12 protein-coding genes are annotated in these 16,298 nt (G+C 68.7%); 7 read left to right on the forward strand and 5 right to left on the reverse strand.

The window, feature by feature from the left end; translation table 11 throughout:
- The 6 genes from IEY55_RS13175 to IEY55_RS13200 all read left to right on the forward strand — a co-directional run.
- Positions 1-4,949 (forward strand): type I polyketide synthase (locus IEY55_RS13175; RefSeq protein WP_189057543.1); only part of this gene is annotated, 4,949 nt, incomplete at its 5' end.
- Positions 4,950-4,952: 3 nt separating this feature from the next.
- On the forward strand, positions 4,953-5,363 hold the full coding sequence (locus IEY55_RS13180) for an acyl-CoA thioesterase (RefSeq protein ID WP_189057545.1): 411 nt from the start codon (positions 4,953-4,955) through the stop codon (positions 5,361-5,363).
- 35 nt (positions 5,364-5,398) lie between these two features.
- Positions 5,399-6,898, forward strand: coding sequence for an MFS transporter (locus tag IEY55_RS13185; protein ID WP_189057548.1), 1,500 nt, complete (start codon positions 5,399-5,401; stop codon positions 6,896-6,898).
- A 102-nt stretch (positions 6,899-7,000) separates the two neighbouring features.
- On the forward strand, positions 7,001-7,672 hold the full coding sequence (locus tag IEY55_RS13190) for a winged helix-turn-helix transcriptional regulator (protein ID WP_189057549.1): 672 nt from the start codon (positions 7,001-7,003) through the stop codon (positions 7,670-7,672).
- A gap of 94 nt (positions 7,673-7,766) precedes the next feature.
- Positions 7,767-9,086 carry a HEAT repeat domain-containing protein gene (locus IEY55_RS13195; protein ID WP_189057551.1) on the forward strand — a complete coding sequence of 440 codons (1,320 nt, stop codon included), beginning with the start codon at positions 7,767-7,769 and terminating at the stop codon, positions 9,084-9,086.
- A gap of 34 nt (positions 9,087-9,120) precedes the next feature.
- Complete coding sequence (locus IEY55_RS13200) at positions 9,121-9,771, forward strand: DUF6073 family protein (protein WP_189057553.1); 651 nt, start codon at positions 9,121-9,123, stop codon at positions 9,769-9,771.
- Between the two features lie 226 nt (positions 9,772-9,997).
- On the opposite strand, the gene IEY55_RS13205 is transcribed toward IEY55_RS13200, so the two are convergent.
- The gene (locus tag IEY55_RS13205) at positions 9,998-10,960 is read right to left on the reverse strand and encodes a helix-turn-helix domain-containing protein (protein ID WP_189057555.1); all 963 of its coding nucleotides are present in this window, start codon (positions 10,958-10,960) and stop codon (positions 9,998-10,000) included.
- Between the two features lie 270 nt (positions 10,961-11,230).
- Between IEY55_RS13205 and IEY55_RS13210 the strand changes: the two genes are divergently transcribed.
- Complete coding sequence (locus tag IEY55_RS13210) at positions 11,231-13,396, forward strand: methyltransferase (RefSeq protein ID WP_189057557.1); 2,166 nt, start codon at positions 11,231-11,233, stop codon at positions 13,394-13,396.
- 62 nt (positions 13,397-13,458) lie between these two features.
- On the opposite strand, the gene IEY55_RS13215 is transcribed toward IEY55_RS13210, so the two are convergent.
- The 4 genes from IEY55_RS13215 to IEY55_RS13230 form a co-directional block, all read right to left on the reverse strand.
- Positions 13,459-14,616: an FAD-dependent monooxygenase gene (locus tag IEY55_RS13215; RefSeq protein ID WP_189057559.1), complete on the reverse strand. Its 1,158-nt coding sequence runs from the start codon at positions 14,614-14,616 to the stop codon at positions 13,459-13,461.
- Between the two features lie 388 nt (positions 14,617-15,004).
- Positions 15,005-15,496, reverse strand: a complete 492-nt coding sequence (locus IEY55_RS13220; RefSeq protein ID WP_189057561.1) for a VOC family protein — start codon at positions 15,494-15,496, stop codon at positions 15,005-15,007.
- Complete coding sequence (locus IEY55_RS13225; protein ID WP_189057562.1) at positions 15,497-15,850, reverse strand: PadR family transcriptional regulator; 354 nt, start codon at positions 15,848-15,850, stop codon at positions 15,497-15,499.
- Between the two features lie 27 nt (positions 15,851-15,877).
- A complete protein-coding gene (locus IEY55_RS13230) occupies positions 15,878-16,246 on the reverse strand; it encodes a VOC family protein (RefSeq protein ID WP_189057564.1) in 369 nt (122 codons plus the stop codon).
- Positions 16,247-16,298 lie beyond the last annotated feature (52 nt).

Here is a 16,298-nt window from a genome sequence, read left to right on the forward strand (position 1 = left end):
TCGACTTCCACGGCACCGGCTACACCGTGGACGGCGCCTGCGCCTCCAGCCTGCTGGCGGTGATGACCGCCGCGCGGGCGCTGTGTACCGGCGAGTTGGACGTCGCGTTGGCCGGTGGTGTCGACCTCAGCCTGGATCCTCTGGAACTGGTGGGCTTTGCCCGGCTCGGCGCGTTGGCCGGCACCGAGATGCGGGTCTATGACGCTCACCCCACCGGCTTTCTGCCCGGTGAGGGATGCGGGGTGGTGGTGCTGGCCCGTGCGACCGACGCACACCGGCTGGGCCTGCGGGTCTATGCGTACCTGGCCGGCTGGGGCACCTCCTCCGACGGCTCGGGCGGGCTGACGCGCCCCGAGGTCGCCGGGCAGGCCGCCGCGTTGCGTCGGGCCTACCGCATGGCGGCGATGGACCCCTCGGCCATCACCCTGGTGGAGGGCCACGGCACCGGTACCGCCGTGGGCGACCAGGTGGAACTGGCCGCGCTGGCCGAGGTACGCGGGACCACCGCGCCCCGTGCCGCCCTGGGCAGCATCAAGGCGAACATCGGCCACACCAAGGCCGCCGCGGGCGTTGCCGGGCTGATCAAGGCCGCACTCGCCGTCCACCACCGCGTCCTTCCGCCCACCACCGGCTGCCAACAACCACACGAACTGCTGCTCCGGCCCGACACCCCACTCCGCGTGCTCGATGAGCCGCTGCCCTGGGACGACCACGTTCCTGCGGCAGCGGTGTCCGCCATGGGATTCGGCGGTATCAACACCCACGTCGTGCTCACCGGCGCGCCAGCCGCCGCCCGCACCACCCTGCCCGCGACCGCGTGTCGGTGGGGACAGCGTCCGCCCGCGCACGACATCGTGCTGGTGGAGGCCGACAACGCCGTGGAACTGGCCGCACAGTTACGCGCCATCGCGGAGCAGGCTGGCGCTCTCAGCCTGGCGGAGCTCCACGATCTGGCCTGCACCCGGCACCGCACCGCCACCGGAACAGCCGCCGTCCGTGCAGCACTGGTCGCCGACCGCCCCGAGGAGCTGGAGCGGGTCGCCGCGGCCGCCGCGCGGCGGCTCCCCGACGTCGGCGAACGCCTCGTGCTCGACGATGCGGGCGGCTTCGTGCTCGCCCACGGTGCCGCACGCCCGGTGGGACTGCTGTTTCCCGGCCAGGCCGCGTCGGTGCGAGCGCGGCTGAGCGCGTGGGCTGGCCGGATGGATGTTCCCGATCCACCGCCCGACCTCGAGGTACGGGACGGTGACACCAATACCGCCGTCGCGCAGGCGGCGATCGTCCGTCAGTCCCTCGCCGGGCTCGCGTGGTTGCAGGCACTGGGCTGCGAGCCGGTGGCCGCGGTGGGACACAGCCTCGGTGAAATCACCGCCCTGGTGTGGTCGGGCGCGCTGGATCCCGAATCGGGGCTGCGGCTCGCCGCCGAACGTGGTCGCGTGATGGCTCGACATGGCGACCGCGACTCCACGATGGCCAATGTGGACGCTGACGCGAACCGGGTTGCCGACCTGGTGGCCGGTACGTGTGCCGTGGTGGCCGGCCGCAACGCGGCGGATCGGACCGTCGTGTCCGGCCCCACCGCGGACGTGCGTCGGGTACTGGCAAAGGCGGCGAAGGCTGGAATCCCGGCGACACCGCTCCCGGTGTCGCACGGGTTCCACAGCGCCGCGATGCACCCGGCCCGGGACCCGCTGCGCGCGGTGTTGGCCCGCACCCGGTTCGGGGCACCCGGGCAGGTGGTGATCTCCACCGTCACCGGGCGGCCGTTGTCCGCGTCGGACGACCTGCGCCAGCTTCTGGTCGACCAGCTCACCGAGCAGGTGCTGTTCACCGATGCCCTGACCGAGCTCGCGCACCGCTGCGAGCTGCTGGTGGAGGTCGGCCCCGGAACCATCCTCACCGCCCTGGCCGCCCGGACCGCTCCCGACCTTCCCGCGGTGAGCCTGGACTGCGGTGGTTCGACCCGCCGACACGCCCTGGCCAGTGCGGCGCTCGCCGTGGCCGGTGGCGCGAGCCTGGAACCCTGGTTCGCCGGCCGTGCCTTCCGCCCACTACGGCTCACCGACCCGCTCGTCTTCCTCACCAGCCCCTGCCAGACGCGACCGGCCACCCGGTCCGAGCCGAACCCGGCCACCACACCCGTCGTGGCACCGGAACCAGTTCCCGAGGAGGTGGACTCGCCGGTGGCGGCACTGCGGGCACATCTGGCCCGCACCCTCGAACTACCGCTCGCCTCGATCCAGGCGGACAACACGCTGCTCGGCGACCTGCACCTCAACTCCCTGCAGGTGGTCCAGACGGTGGCGGCCGTAGCGAACAGCCTGGGCAAGACGTCGCCGGCCACGCCCCTGCCACTTGGTGACGTCACGGTCCAGCAAGCGGCGGACGTGCTCGCCGAGCTACCGGATGCCGCGCCGGCGGAGGACTGCGCCCAGGTTCCCGGTGTCCGCGACTGGGTGGCCATTTTCGCTCACGGATGGAAGCCCTACACCAAGCGGGCCAACGAAAAACCCGCGAACTGGCGAATCGATGCACCCGACGGACACTGGCTGCACGGGCTCGCTCCGGCCCGGGAGGACAACGCTCCGGCCGGGCTCGTCGTAGCCCTCACCGGCAACGACCCCGTAACAGCCGCTGAGCTGCTCCGACGCATTGACGAGGCACGCCCGGACCGGCTGCTGGTGGTGCACGAAAAGCACCCCGCGGCGGTGGCCATCGGGCGTAGCGTGGCGGCGGAACAGGATTCGTGCGCAGTCACCGTGGTTCAGCTCCCACCGGACGCGCAGTTCACCCTGTTCGATCTCGCGATCAACGAGGGCTACCTAGAACTCCGGATAACCCCCGATGGCACGATTGAAGAGGCCGTCACCGAGCACCGACCTCTCCGGAGCGGCACAGAGATCCCACTCGGCCCCGGAGACGTCTGCCTGGTGACAGGCGGGGCACGAGGCATCAGCGCACACTCGGCGGCCGCGCTGGCCGAGCGAACCGGCTGCATTCCGGTGATTCTCGGCCGTTCCGCAGAGTCCGACGACCACGTCATGGTGGGAATGCGTGACCTGCGGGAAAAGGCGCTCGCCCATTACCGGCAGTGCGACGTCACGAACATCGAGGACGTGCGGGAGGCGATCACCTTCGCGAGAACCCTCGGGGAAGTCCGTGGCCTGCTGCACGGTGCCGGCGTGAACGAACCCCAGCGCATGGGAACCGTCACGGATGTGTCCCTGCGTCGGACGCTCGCCCCGAAGGTCGACGGTCTGAGCACACTGCTCGGTGCGCTCGGCGATCAACTCCGGCTCGTCGTGGCATATGGCTCGGTTATTGGTCGGTGCGGTTTGGCCGGGCAGGCCGAGTACTGCGTCGCGAACGAGGTGATGCGCCTCGAACTGGAGCGGTGGGCAGCCGAACACCCCGAATGTCGAAGCCACGTACTGGAATGGTCGGTGTGGTCGGACATCGGGATGGGTGTCCGACTCGATGTGCTCGACAACCTCCGGCGGCTCGGTGTCCGGCCCATCACCCCGACGGAAGGGGTCACCGCCCTACTCGACATTCTCGGCGATCCCGAGGCACCGGTGACGCTCCTCGTCTCCTCACGCTACCCGGCGAACCGGACCCTGCCGCTCACCGGGGCAGCGCATCCGCTTCTGCGGTTCGTCGAGCACACTCGCGTGTACACCCCGGGCGTTGAGGCGGTCATCGATGTCGAGCTCTCCACCGGGACCGATCCCTACCTGATGGACCACCGCATCGATGACGTGGCGGTTCTGCCCGCCGTCATCGGGCTGGAAGCACTGGCACAGGCAGACAGTGTTGTCGCGGGCGAACGTGATGCGTGGGCATTCGCGGACGTGGACCTGCGCGCCCCGGTCACCGTGCCCGACCGAGCTCCGCGCACGCTGCGGTTAGCCGTGCTGCGGACCGGGGCACAGGATGTCGACGCGGTGCTGCGCGACGACTCCGACCGGTTCGCCTCGGACCACTTCTCCGCCCGGATCGGCCTCGCCGGGCGACCACCCACCCGGACGGAACCCCGTCTCCCCACGCCACCCCCTCGCACCGTCGACCACCCGTACTACGAGTCGATCTTTTTCCACAGTGGACGTTTCCGTCGTGTACTGAACTACGAGACCCTGACCGCATTCCGTGTCAGGGCACGGGTCGAGGCACGGCAGGAGCCGTGGTTCTCCGACTTTCACGAGCCACGGCTGCTCCTCGGCGATCCCGGAGCCCACGATGCTGCGATCCACGCCCTACTGGTGTGCGTGCCACACCGCAGGGCACTGCCGGTGAGTGCGGAACGAGTGACGATATGGCGCAAGCCGAACGGCATTCTCACCGTTGAAGCGGTGGAGCACAGCCACACCTCGGACGACTACCTCTTCGACGTCGACGTCCGCGGGCCGGATGGCGAACCCGTGGCACGGTGGGAGGGCCTGCGACTTCGCGCCGTCGGCGCCGCTCCCAAGACCGTGCCGCTACCGGCAGAACTCGTCGGACCCCTGTTGAGTCGCCGGCTGATCGAATGCAGCGTCGCCGACCACGTCGAGCTGGTCGTCACGCACAGCGCCGATGAATCGGACGACTCGCAACACCTGTCCGGACATGTGCTGCGAGTGCTCGGCGAACCAACCGTGGGAATCAACTGGGAGGGCGTTGACGGAAGTCGCGCGTGGCCGGTGTTGTTGGGTGACCACGGATGGCAACTCGCCCAGGAACTTGCGGACAAGGCGGACGAGGCCGGGGCCGAGTCGGCGTCCCGGGTTCACACCGCCCGAACTGCTCTCGGCACGCTCGGGTTCGACCCGAAACTGCCGCTGCAGATCGACCAGGTGGCCGAGGACGGCGTGGTCGTCCTGCGTGGTAGACATACGCAGGTCCTCACCGCGCGCCTGCGCCTGGACCTCGTTCCGGAACCGGTCACCGTCTCGATCGCCGGCCGGGGGTGAGTCATGCGTGTTTATCGCCACCGGCACGTCGTCACGTTCGCGGAGACCAATCTCGTCGGAAACGTCTACTTCGCGCATTACCTGCACTGGCAGGGCGAGTGCCGGGAACGGTTCCTCGCCGAGCACGCCCCCGGTGTGCTCGACGCGGTGCGGACCGGCACCCTCGCCCTGGCCACCGTGTCGTGCTCGATGAGCTACTACGCCGAGTGTTTCGCCCTGGACCAGGTCGAGGTCGTCATGACGCTGCGGGCCCGAGGTGCCGGCCGGATCGCCATGGACTTCGAGTTTCTGCGCAACGACCAAGTCGTGGCACGTGGTGATCAGGTGGTTGCCTGCCTTCGAAGGGACAATGGGGTCGCCCGACTGATAGCGATCCCACAGGAGCTGGACGCCGCACTGTCAGCGTTCGCCTGAGCACCCTTGCGGCGCTCCCGCGGCCGAGGAGGACCATGACCACCCTCGCTACGCCCGGCCTGGCCACCAGGATCACTTGGGTCGGCACACTCCTCGCGACCGGCGCCGCGCTCTTCGGTTTCATCCGCGAACTGTTGATGGCTGGCACGAGTATCTCCGACCACCACGCGATGTCATCGGCCACGAACCCACTGCACGGCATGCCGCTGGCCGACATGCCCGAGATGGTCGTGGCAGTGGCTGGAGTTCTGCTGGCACTCGTGGGTGGTGTGGCCGCGCAGGCGACCGGGCAGAGTGCCGTTGCACGATCCGGCTGGCAGCCGACGACCCGCGGTGCCCGGATCCTGGTGATCACCCTTCTGGCCGCGGCACTGACGATCGACGTCAGCAAAACCTCGACGCTCGGCTTCGTTATTCCGGGCATGCGGCAGGAATACGGGCTGGAGCCGCGCACTGCTTCCCTGCTAGCGGTTGCCGGGCTCACCGGAACCGCGACCGGCGCCCTGCTGTTCGGTGTACTCGCCGACCGACTCGGCCGCCGTCATGCCTACCTCATCGCGACTCTCGGCTTCACCGTGACGAGCATGTGCGGCTCGATGACCACCTTCACGGGCAATGTGGTGATGTGCCTGCTGATGGGCGTCTCGGTCGGAGGACTCGCGCCACTGCTCATCACCATGCTTGGCGAGTTCTCCGGCAACTCCGCCCGCGGTCCACTCACCACCGCGCTCTCGGTGGTCGCCACCGCCGTCGGCTACCTCGTTGCGGCGGGATCCGCGCTCTGGCTGGAGCCCATCTACGGCTGGCGGATCATGTGGCTCATCGGTGCACCTACCGGGGCGCTCCTCGTCCTGGCCACACCCCTGGTTCCGCAGCACTGCGTTACTCCCCCCGCGCCTGTGGCGAACCCGGCGCACATCGCCAGCCAACGGGCATTGAGCACCCCGGTTCAATGCGCTTACGCCATGCTCATCGGCGTGGTCACCTTCGGATTGACCACCTGGTTACCCACGATCGCGCGTGCCGGTGGGGTCTCGGCCGGTACAGCTAACCTCCTGCTCACCACGGCCGCGCTGGCGATGGTGCCGTTCGCGGTTCTCCTCGCGTTCACCTACCTCCGGCTCGGCCCGGTGGCACTGGCGGCGGGGCTCGCCTCGGCAACGGCCCTGGTCCTGCTCCTGCTGGCCGGGTCCGGTGCCGCCGCCCACCACGGTTGGCTGTGCGCGGTCGCGCTGCTCGCCGCGTTGTTCTCGGTCAACACCATGGCCGCCGTGTTCCTTCCCATCGCTGCCGATCTCGCGGATCCGGCACGACGCGGCCGCGTCACCGGCACCGTGTCCTTCTTCAACCGGCTCGGCGGACTGACCGGCCCCATCCTCCTGGCCGGCCTCGTTGCCTCGGTCACCGATGTCCTGGTCGCGATCGCCGCGCTGGCGACGGCATGTGCGGTGGCGTCCGCCGTGATTGGACGTCGGTACCGGGCGGCCGCACGGATGGCCGTACCGGCTACTCCAAACAGCAGTACCAACCAGTAGCCAGCCACCGTGACGCAAGCCTCGTGATCGGGTGTGGATGCGGTTCACGCCGTGCGTTTTACTATGTGACGGAACAGTGATCACGGTCATGGATGAGGCGCGATGGCCGACAAGCGGTACTACGGGCAGTTCTGCGGGCTCGCCGCCGCGCTGGACGTGGTGGGTGAACGGTGGACGCTGCTGATCGTGCGCGAACTGTTGCTCGGCCCAGCACGGTTCAGCGAGATGATGGAGAACCTCCCGGGGATCGGGCCGAACCTGCTGTCCGAACGGCTACGCGCGTTGACCGAGCAGGGAGTCGTCACGAGCGCACCGGTTCCCGGGGACGGCCGTGGTAAGCAGTACCGGCTGACCCCGCTCGGCGAGCAGCTACGCGGCCCCGTGCTGAACCTCGCCCGCTGGGGGATGGGTTTCCTCACCGAGGACACCGTCGGCACCAGCCGCGCCACCTGGGGATTCCTGGCTGTCCAGGCGATGATCCGGCAGAGCGAGGTACCCGAGGTCGACGAGACTTACGAGTTCGTCGTGGGCGGCGAGATCTTCCACATCGCCGTGCGGGACGGCGTCGCGCACGCCAGGCGCGGTCATGGCACCGACCCGGTACTGGTGATCGACACCGACACCGACACGTTCATCCGCGTGGGAGCCGAGCTGCTCAGCCCCTTCGAGGCATTGGCCACCGGCAAGCTCGCCATATCCGGCGACCACGAGGCGGTGCAGCGCTGCAGCCGGCTGTTGGGGCTGGCCGAACGGCGGACCCGCCCGGTCGGCTGAGCGGTGGCGCGGCAACCTCAAAGAAGCTGGTCCTGGCACACACCACTACTTTCTCGTATACCGATCCATCTGGATGCGGGGAGGACGTGCCAGTATGGCTATTGATCTTTGTAACAAGTCGCCCGCCGGCCTTGCCGAGCGCGATCCGGGGTCGTGGGAGCACGCGGTCGACGAGCCCGCGTTGCTGGAGGACCTCGGCTCGGAACAGCGGGACGCGTTGAACTTCGCGTACCGCACCACACTCAGCAACGTGGACCCCCGGTTCGTCGCGGGCGATCCGGCGGCCTGGTCCAGCGACTTCGGCTACGCCCTGGACAAGGTTGCCATCCGGCTGGACAACCGGCCGAACGACGTGCTGCGGGCGCAGGCGCTCAACCATCCGGACCCGGTGCTGCGGGAACAGGCGTTGTTCGAGTACGCCGACCGGGACCACTCCGACGCCATCGAGCTGCTGGTACAGGCCGCACGACAAGACTCGAACCGCGAGCTGCGATGGGACGCGTTGTGGGCGATCGAGAAGCTGGGTGGGCCCGAGGCCATCACCGCGCTGCGGAAGTTCCTCGCCGACGACGACCCGGAGATCGCCGAGTGGGCCAAGCTGTTCATCAGCGAGCTGCAGACCGGTGACCCCGCGTTCGACGCCCGGACCGGGCGCCACACGCCGGGCCGGACCTTCGACGAGACCATCTACCTGCTGATCCACTGCGACCTGTACGTGCGGTTGGACGACTCCAACCAACACTGGGGCAAGATCTCGCTGTCGCCACAGGGGCTCGCCCGCATCTACGGCCAGGCCCACGCCTGTCCCAACGTGGCCACCCGCGAGAAGCAGCTCGTGATCGCCAAGACGATCTCCGGCCTGCACGCCGACGGCTCGCCGCACTGCGACAACTACCTTTTCCGCGGGTTCACCGACCGCACGCGCCGGGATCGCGGCAACTTCTTCTTCGAGTCGCTGGTACCCAGGACGTTCTTCAAGTCCGGGCACGCCGACGACCCGAGCCAGGGCGTGCGACAGGCCAACATCGGCTTCGCCCGCTACGGCACGTGGCACCTCGAGCCGGCCTTCCAGGTGCACAACGAGCCCGCCATCCGCTACGTGCGCGGCCGGTTCCAGGGCTGGGGATACCTCAACCTGGCCCGGATCGCCGGGAAGCCGCTGGAAGAGGTCCTCACCCCGGGCAACGGCGTGCTGTCGACGTTGCACGACCCCGAGGTGGGCCCGATGACCAACGCGTTCATCCTGGGCACCTTCAAGGGCAAGCTCAACGACTGGGACGGGGACGGCGTCATCGACCTCAACTCGCGCGACGTCTACTCCACGGTGGACGGCGAGATCGACTCCGACCAGGACGGCGTGCCCGACGAGCCCGGCCTGACCTGCTGCGACTACCGGACCCAGGCGTTGATCTGACCCGCTGGCCAGCCGTACGACCGAAGGGAAGACCATGTCCGCACCAACACAGAATCCGTCGGTGCGCTACGGCCGGAAGGTCGAGACCGACGGCGTCCCGAACCTCTACGCGGGTACGAAGGTCACGCCGTGGACCCCACCGGAGCCCGGCATCGACAACCTCGGCATCAGCTCGGTGGACACCTTCGCCGTACCCGGGGTCGGCGAGTTCACCGTGCAGTTCGACGGTTACGTCCGGGTTGTGCGCTCGGCACCGACCGCCGGTGAGTGGGCACCCGCCGAGGTTTACACGAACCTCATCGAGATGAAGATGGTGGGGGAGTCGCCCGAACTGGGAACGATCACCGTTACGCTCAACCCGGAATGCCTGTCCGCCGGGCAGATCCGGACACCGTTCGACCCTTATGCGGGCGAGGGGCCCGCGGCCAAGGCATGCCGGATGGCCGTCGGCGCGATCTTCGACATGCCCAAGCTGGGCATGCAGCTGGTCAACCGGGAGCCCATCATCCTGACTATCGACGACGTGCGGACCATCCCGCCCGCCGGTGCGCCGGGCAAGGGCCAGATCTACCGCATGCTGCCACTGCACGACCGCAACAACCTCGAGGGCGAGCCGGTCGCCTACATCACCAGCCTCCGCTTCAACATGGGGGGCTACCTTGAGAAGAGTGTGATCAAGAACTAGCGCAGAACAGGACGATAGGACGGGCCGGGATGCAGCGATGCCCGGTCCGTCCCACACCCATGGTGATGTCCACGGCCGTGATCTGTTCCCGCGGCACAGGTTGAACGGCTCGGCAACCTTCCGGAGTCCGTGTGCGGAGCGGCTGCCCCCTGTTCGACGTCATCGGCTCGACAGTTGTTGCAGGTCTCGGACGTACCACGTTGCGGGACGGACTTCGGTTAGCGGTTCAGCGCTCGGCCACCGGGACCCGAAGACGTGTGTTCCCCAGCACGTCCATGGCCATCAGGAGCGGAACGGCAAGCACGATCGGAGGGTCGGTGGGTTGTGGTGCCCGCAGCCGCACCCCGACACTTTCCGGTGCCGATTGTCCGGCGGCCACATGGACGGGAGAGGAACCCGCACCGACGAGGACCGCCGGCCTTCCCTGCCCCCGTAGCATGTCCGCGACGGTGGCGGCGGGATCGAGAACAGTGGCGAGAACGTGGTAATGGCCTTCGGTCAGCCCGGTGAATGCCACGCTCTCCGGTGGCACAACAACTGCCGAGGTAGCCGGCTTACCTTGGGGCACACCGGAAGGAAACAGGCCGACGACAGCGGGTGCGGCGGGGTCAGGACCTCCGAGAACGGTCGCCACCACCTGCGGTTCGCCGCGCACGGAGCGTGGTGGTGGCACGGCCCGGTCCAACAGGGTGCCCATCAGCAGGTCGCCGAACGTGGTAACTGCGTGTCGGAACCGACTGGGGGGTGTTCCGACGAGCCGGGTGAACTGGGTCGTGAACGTGCCGAGACTCGAGTAACCCACCGAGAAGCAGACGTCCGTGATGTTCATGTCCGTTGTCACGAGCAGTGACCGCGCCTCGGCCATCCGTAGTGCGGTGAGGAAACGGGACGGCGTGGCGCCCGTGACCTGACGGAAGGTGCGGTGGAAGTGGAACGGGCTGAGTAACGCCACCTGTGCCAGCTCGGTAAGGGAATGCCGGTCGCCGAGCGCGTTGCGCATGCGACGAACGGCCCGCAGGACCGCGGCGAGCCGATCCTGGCTGGCCGGGCGGGAAAGGCACGAGCGGGTGGCCGCGCAGGCGTCGGCGGCTGGGCACAGCCCGTGCGGGCACGGGGATCGTCCACTGGTGGCACGCAGGTCGGCGATCACTCCGCGGAGCCTGCCTACGTGGTTCGACGGGAACGTCATCTGCACGGTCTCCTGCGACTGCGTGCGGGGACAACAGCGGGGCGAGCGGCGACTCCGGCCGGCGAAACGCGGAAGCGGGCGTGGCGGTCACCTCTCTGTCCGGGCCGTCGTCGGCAAATATAGCTTCAGAAAAATGGAGCGAACAATCGGCCGTGTCGGTGGTCGCCCTCCGTGTTCACCCAGGAAGAGTGGGCTGAGCAAGGTTCGAGAAGACGCCTTTCTGCGCAGACTACTACGTTTCTTCAGTACCGATCTGGCGCGGAGGATGCGATGACGACACAAGCATCAGGTTTCGGAAGTGCCCCGCTTGCCGGAGGCCCGTTCCCCGCCGCGCCGGGCCTGGCGAACGCCGACGTCGCGTTCCCACCGCTCGCCGCGAGCGCCTTCCCGGTTGTCGCCGACCGCTGGGAGCGCCTCGTCGCCATGGGAAGTACGACGTTTCCGGCCGACCAGGTATGGACGGCCCTGACCGAACCCGAACACGTTCGGCACTGGCTGGCCGTCTGCCGCGGCTCCTGGGCGAAACGGGACGCCGAGTCCATGTTGGACTTCGAGGACGGCGAGTTCTTCTGGTGCCGCACGCTCCACAGCACGCCACCCACCATGGCCCGTCCCGGAACGTTGCGTTATCTCTGGCGCTGGCTCGGTATCGGTCCCGCCACCGAGGTGACCTGGACGATCGCCCCCTCGGAGAGCGGAACCACCATCACCGTGGTGGAGGAGGCGCAGAACCCGGCGTCGGACTGGCGATCGTGGAACGGCATGGGCTGGCCGGGGATCATCGACCAGCTCTCCGGCTACCTACGTACCGGAGCCTCGTGGCGGTGGCCGTGGCGTCGGATGGGACCGTACGTCCAGATTCCGCTGCCGGCGGCGCCGTTCGAGGCGTGGGATGCGCTCACCAGCCCCGCCGCCGTCAAGCACTGGATGGGTCGGTCGGCCGGCTCGCTCAGCCCGGGGGACGAGATGACCCTGGTGATGGGCGACGCCAGCGGTACCGCGCTGCTCCGGGTGACCAGGGCCGTGGACGCCGGCCAGGAGTTCCCCTCCTACCTGCCCTACCTGGAGTTCGAGCTGCGGCGCCGGTCCTGGACGGCGGCGCTGGGCGGACGGATGTGGGTCGAGCCGGCCGGGCTCGGCGCCTGCGTGCTGCACGTCTTCCACCACAACTGGGAAGCCCTCGGCCTCGCCGACCCCCTCCCCGAGCGGCGCATCCTGACGAACTTCTGGGCTTCCGCGGCAGCGCGGGCCCAGCTGCTGTTCCGCCAGCAGGGGAGTCCCGGTGGACCGCACGGATGGTCCGTCGCGGCCGCCGACCCGGCCGAGCAGGGTGGCGCTGCGACACCGCAGGGAATGCCGGGGCACGGCGGAGCCGGCCCGGCGATCGATGTCCGGGCGGCGATGGCGTTCGCCGGACGGGTCATGGGAGATCTCAGCGGCGCCATGGTGAGCCTGATGGCCGTTCTTGGTGTCCGCCTCGGAATTTTCGCGGCGCTGGCCGGCGGGCCGGCCAACAGTGCGGAACTCGCCCGGCGGACCGGACTCGCCGAGCGGTACCTGCGGGAGTGGCTGTGGTGTCTACACAGCGCGAACTATCTCCAGGCCACGCCTGACGGCCGGTTCTCGCTGCCGCTCGAGCACGCCGGGGTGCTCGCCCGGACCGACTCACCCTTCTCACTCACCGGGGGCCACCGCCTGTTCGCGGCCATGGCCACCATGCTCGATCCGATTACCGAGGCGTTCCGCACGGGTGAAGGTGTTGCGCACGGGCGCTATCCGGAGGAGTTCGCCGCGGCCATGGAGCAGATGAGTGCGACCTGGGTCGACCACATGCTCGTGGACCAGTGGCTACCGGCGGTTGACGGCCTCACCGAGCGGCTCGCGGCGGGCGGGTTCGTCGCGGACGTCGGCTGCGGCAGCGGTCGCGCCCTGATCCGCATGGCAGAGCGGTTCCCGAGCGCCCGATTCGTCGGCTACGACCTTCACGAACCAAACCTGGAACGGGCGAGGGAGGCCGCCGACCGCTCCGGTGTCGCCGACCGGGTCCACTTCGAACGTGCCGACGCCGCCGAAGCTCTCGCGGCGCCGACCGACCTGGTGACGATGCTCGACGTGCTCCACGACGCACCGGACCCCGAGGCGACCCTGCGCGCGGCGCGGGTGGCGGTGGCCGAAAGCGGGGGAGTGGTGCTCGTTTTGGAGAGCAGCGGGGCGGACGACGCCCGGGACAACACCGGCGCGCCGGCCAGCATCCTCTACGCAACGAGCACCCTGTACTGCGTGCCGACCGCGTTGGCCGACGGTGCTCCCGCGCTCGGCACTTTTGGGCTGCCCGCGCGGGAGATGACCCGGCTCGCGGACCGCGCCGGCTTCCGCGAGGTCCGCGAGTTTCCCGTCCAGAGCCCCTTCAACGCCCTCTACGTCCTTCGTCTCTGATGAGCCGGGACACCGGCTCCGGTCCTCGCCGTCGTCGGCGGGATGTTGCAGCTCGGTCCCGGCTACCCGGGAGCCTGGTCAAGCTTCGCGGGGAGGTTGTCCGTTCGCTGGTGAGCGAACATCTGCCTCATCTGGTTGACTTGCAACTGACGGGGTACTGCGCTGATCAGTCGGTTACGGAGCCAGCAGGCCATCGGGTGACTCCACTGACCGAGCCTGCCCATCAGGTGCGCCTGTCTCGTCAGCGCATTGGCTCGCCTGCGTCGACGAGCCTCGTAGCGCAGTAGGGCTGCGGGGATGTCGGTCGACTCGTGTGCCAGGCAACTGGTGAGCGCGATCGCGTCCTCCAACGCCTGGCAGGTTCCCTGTCCCAGGGTCGGGGCGCTCGGATGCGCGGCGTCACCGACCAGGGTTGCCGCTCCCCGGCTCCAGCGTCGCAAGGGAGTACGGTCGACGATCTCGGACACGACCATCCGGTTCGGATCCGTAGCCGAGATCAGCCGGCCAACAGGTTCGTGCCAGGAGGAGAATCTCCCCAGGAGCCAGTCCTTGTCGATCGAAGAACGTGACGCCAGGTCTCCCCGTGAGCCGAACGCGGCGAACCAGTAGACCCGCCCGCCTGTCATGGGGAACATGCCGAACTGCTCGCCACAGCCCATCGACAGCTGTGCCGGGAGCTTGGGCCCGGCATACGGGGCTACACCACGGACAACGGCATAGCCGAGGTGACGGAGGTCGTCTCCGTCGAACAGCCCGCGACGGACAGTGGAACCAATTCCGTCGGCGCCGACGAGTAGGTCTCCTCCGAGCACGTCACCGTTCTCCAGGACAGCACCTACTGATACCCCTTCTTGCAGCACCTTTGTGCAGCGGCTGCCCAAGCACAGGTTGGCCCTAGCCCGGACCAGAAGTGGCCGCATCAGGTCACCACGCAACAGGGCACGGCCGTTGCCGCCGCACCGGCCCACCATCACCTCCTGCGGTACGAACTGCATGGTGTCGCCCGTCGCGGTCCGCATCGCCAGACCCGCTGCCGGCTCGCTCACCGCACGTACTTCGGCACCGGCATCAATGACGTCCAACGCCGTCAAAGCGTTCGGCCACAGCGTGAGGCCGTTGCCGCCACCAGGTCCGGCCGGGTCCCGATCCGCCACAACCACGTCCCAGTTGAGCCGTCGAAGCAGGACCGCCGTGGCGAGACCAGCAGGTCCTGCTCCCACAATGACCGCTCTCCGTCGGCGTCGCGAGTGGGTCATCGCACCCTCCCGGACCGGTCGGGGACCGGCCGAGGCGGATCGGCCGGCATGGAGAGGGGAGCGGACGGAGCGACTGTCGGCAGGTGCATGATGGCCCCCAGACCGGGTTCGGTCGTGGTCGACCGACGGAACGTCGCGCCAGCGTTGTCGCCGCTTCCGTGCTTGCTCGTCGCACGAGGTCGGCAACCCCGGTGCGGAGATCAGTAAGGAACGAAGCCGGCAAGAATCTGGCGGAGCGATGCCGAGCGTAGGGGAAGGCGACGGAACTGATCTTCTCTTCCCTTGCGCGAGACGCCGACAAGCATCCGCAGTGTAGGTTCGAGGGTCTCCCCGACCGCCCGGGCCGACGTTGTCAGGAGTCCTCGAAGAGCTCGGCGGCGCCAGGGCTGCGCGCCCACTGGTCGCCCCGCTCCTCCAACTCCGCGACGGACAGATTTTCGTTCTGCTGGGCCAGGGACCAGTGATGACCGAACGGGTCGCGGACGACCGCGTACCGATCGCCCCAGAACGCGTTCTGGGGCGCCACCAGCTCTTCCGCGCCTGCCGCCACCGCAGTGGCGAACGCCGCGTCGACGTCCTGCGTGTACAGGTGCAGGACCACGGGCGTTCCGCCGAGGGACACCGGGCTGAGGTTGCCGTGCTCCCGGAACTCGTCGTGCACGAGCAGTCTGCCGCCGGCGATCAGCAGCTCGCAGTGGATCACCCGTCCGTCCGGTCCGTGATTGCGCAGCAACTCGTCCGCACCGAACGCCGCCCGGTAGAACCGCACGGCGGCGTCGGTGTCGGACACGGTGAGCTGCGGGGTCACCCCGGGAAACTCGTCGTCCGCCCCGCTGCGGGACATTTAGTTATCCTTCCTGTCGGCGCGGAGCAATTTCCGTGCGGTGTCGCTGTCGACGAGGGTAGCGAGACGACGAGCTTCCTGGCGGACCGCTGCCAGCCCCGTCGGGGTGATCCGGTAGCTGCGGCGGCGTTCGGCCCTGCGGTCGGCACGCACGGCTTGCTCGTCGATCTCCACTTCCTCGACCAGCCCCTCCACCCGCAACCGTTGCAGGGTGCGGTACAGCGTGCCCGGACCGAGCACCAGGTGGCCGCCCGTGAGGTGTTCGACGTCGGCGATCAGGCCGTACCCGTGCCGATCCCCCTCGGTCAGCGCCAGCAGCAGGGCGAATGCCGCCGGGGTCAACGCGTTGGTCATGACGAGGTTGTGTCGCTCGTGGCCGCGTCACTCCTGGCTGACGATGAACTGGTGGCCGTCGGGGTCGGTGACGGTGAAGAAGGTCCCCCATGGTTGCGTCTGCGGCTCGGTGACCTGGACACCCATGTCCACCAGGGCCCTGTGCAGCGCCTGGACGTCCTTGCACCGCAGGGTCACGTCCGCCGAGTTGCCGACCCGGTCCTGCTTCTCGTACGTCGCCGCGTCGGCGAGCACGAACGCCGTTCCCGACCCCTTCGGAGCGACCTCGAGCCAGCGGCCCATCTCACCGGCGTCGGCGTCGGTGGTCACCTCGAACCCGAGTGCATCGACGTAGAACTGCTTCGCACGCTCCTGGTCGGTGACGTAGAGCGCGACTGTGTTCAGCTTGGTGATCATCACTGCGCCTCCGTACGGTCCCACTTCCGTGGCAAAGAATAGTCCACGCTGG

Source organism: Longimycelium tulufanense (genome assembly GCF_014645795.1).
Taxonomy (GTDB): domain Bacteria; phylum Actinomycetota; class Actinomycetes; order Mycobacteriales; family Pseudonocardiaceae; genus Longimycelium; species Longimycelium tulufanense.

Bases quoted from the DNA above. Each gene is read 5' to 3' on its own strand.
- IEY55_RS13180 (WP_189057545.1), top strand. From the start codon at position 4,953: ATGCGTGTTTATCGCCACCGGCACGTCGTCACGTTCGCGGAGACCAAT.
- IEY55_RS13185 (WP_189057548.1), top strand. From the start codon at position 5,399: ATGACCACCCTCGCTACGCCCGGCCTGGCCACCAGGATCACTTGGGTC.
- IEY55_RS13190 (WP_189057549.1), top strand. From the start codon at position 7,001: ATGGCCGACAAGCGGTACTACGGGCAGTTCTGCGGGCTCGCCGCCGCG.
- IEY55_RS13195 (WP_189057551.1), top strand. From the start codon at position 7,767: ATGGCTATTGATCTTTGTAACAAGTCGCCCGCCGGCCTTGCCGAGCGC.
- IEY55_RS13200 (WP_189057553.1), top strand. From the start codon at position 9,121: ATGTCCGCACCAACACAGAATCCGTCGGTGCGCTACGGCCGGAAGGTC.
- IEY55_RS13205 (WP_189057555.1), bottom strand. From the start codon at position 10,960: ATGACGTTCCCGTCGAACCACGTAGGCAGGCTCCGCGGAGTGATCGCC.
- IEY55_RS13210 (WP_189057557.1), top strand. From the start codon at position 11,231: ATGACGACACAAGCATCAGGTTTCGGAAGTGCCCCGCTTGCCGGAGGC.
- IEY55_RS13220 (WP_189057561.1), bottom strand. From the start codon at position 15,496: ATGTCCCGCAGCGGGGCGGACGACGAGTTTCCCGGGGTGACCCCGCAG.
- IEY55_RS13225 (WP_189057562.1), bottom strand. From the start codon at position 15,850: ATGACCAACGCGTTGACCCCGGCGGCATTCGCCCTGCTGCTGGCGCTG.
- IEY55_RS13230 (WP_189057564.1), bottom strand. From the start codon at position 16,246: ATGATCACCAAGCTGAACACAGTCGCGCTCTACGTCACCGACCAGGAG.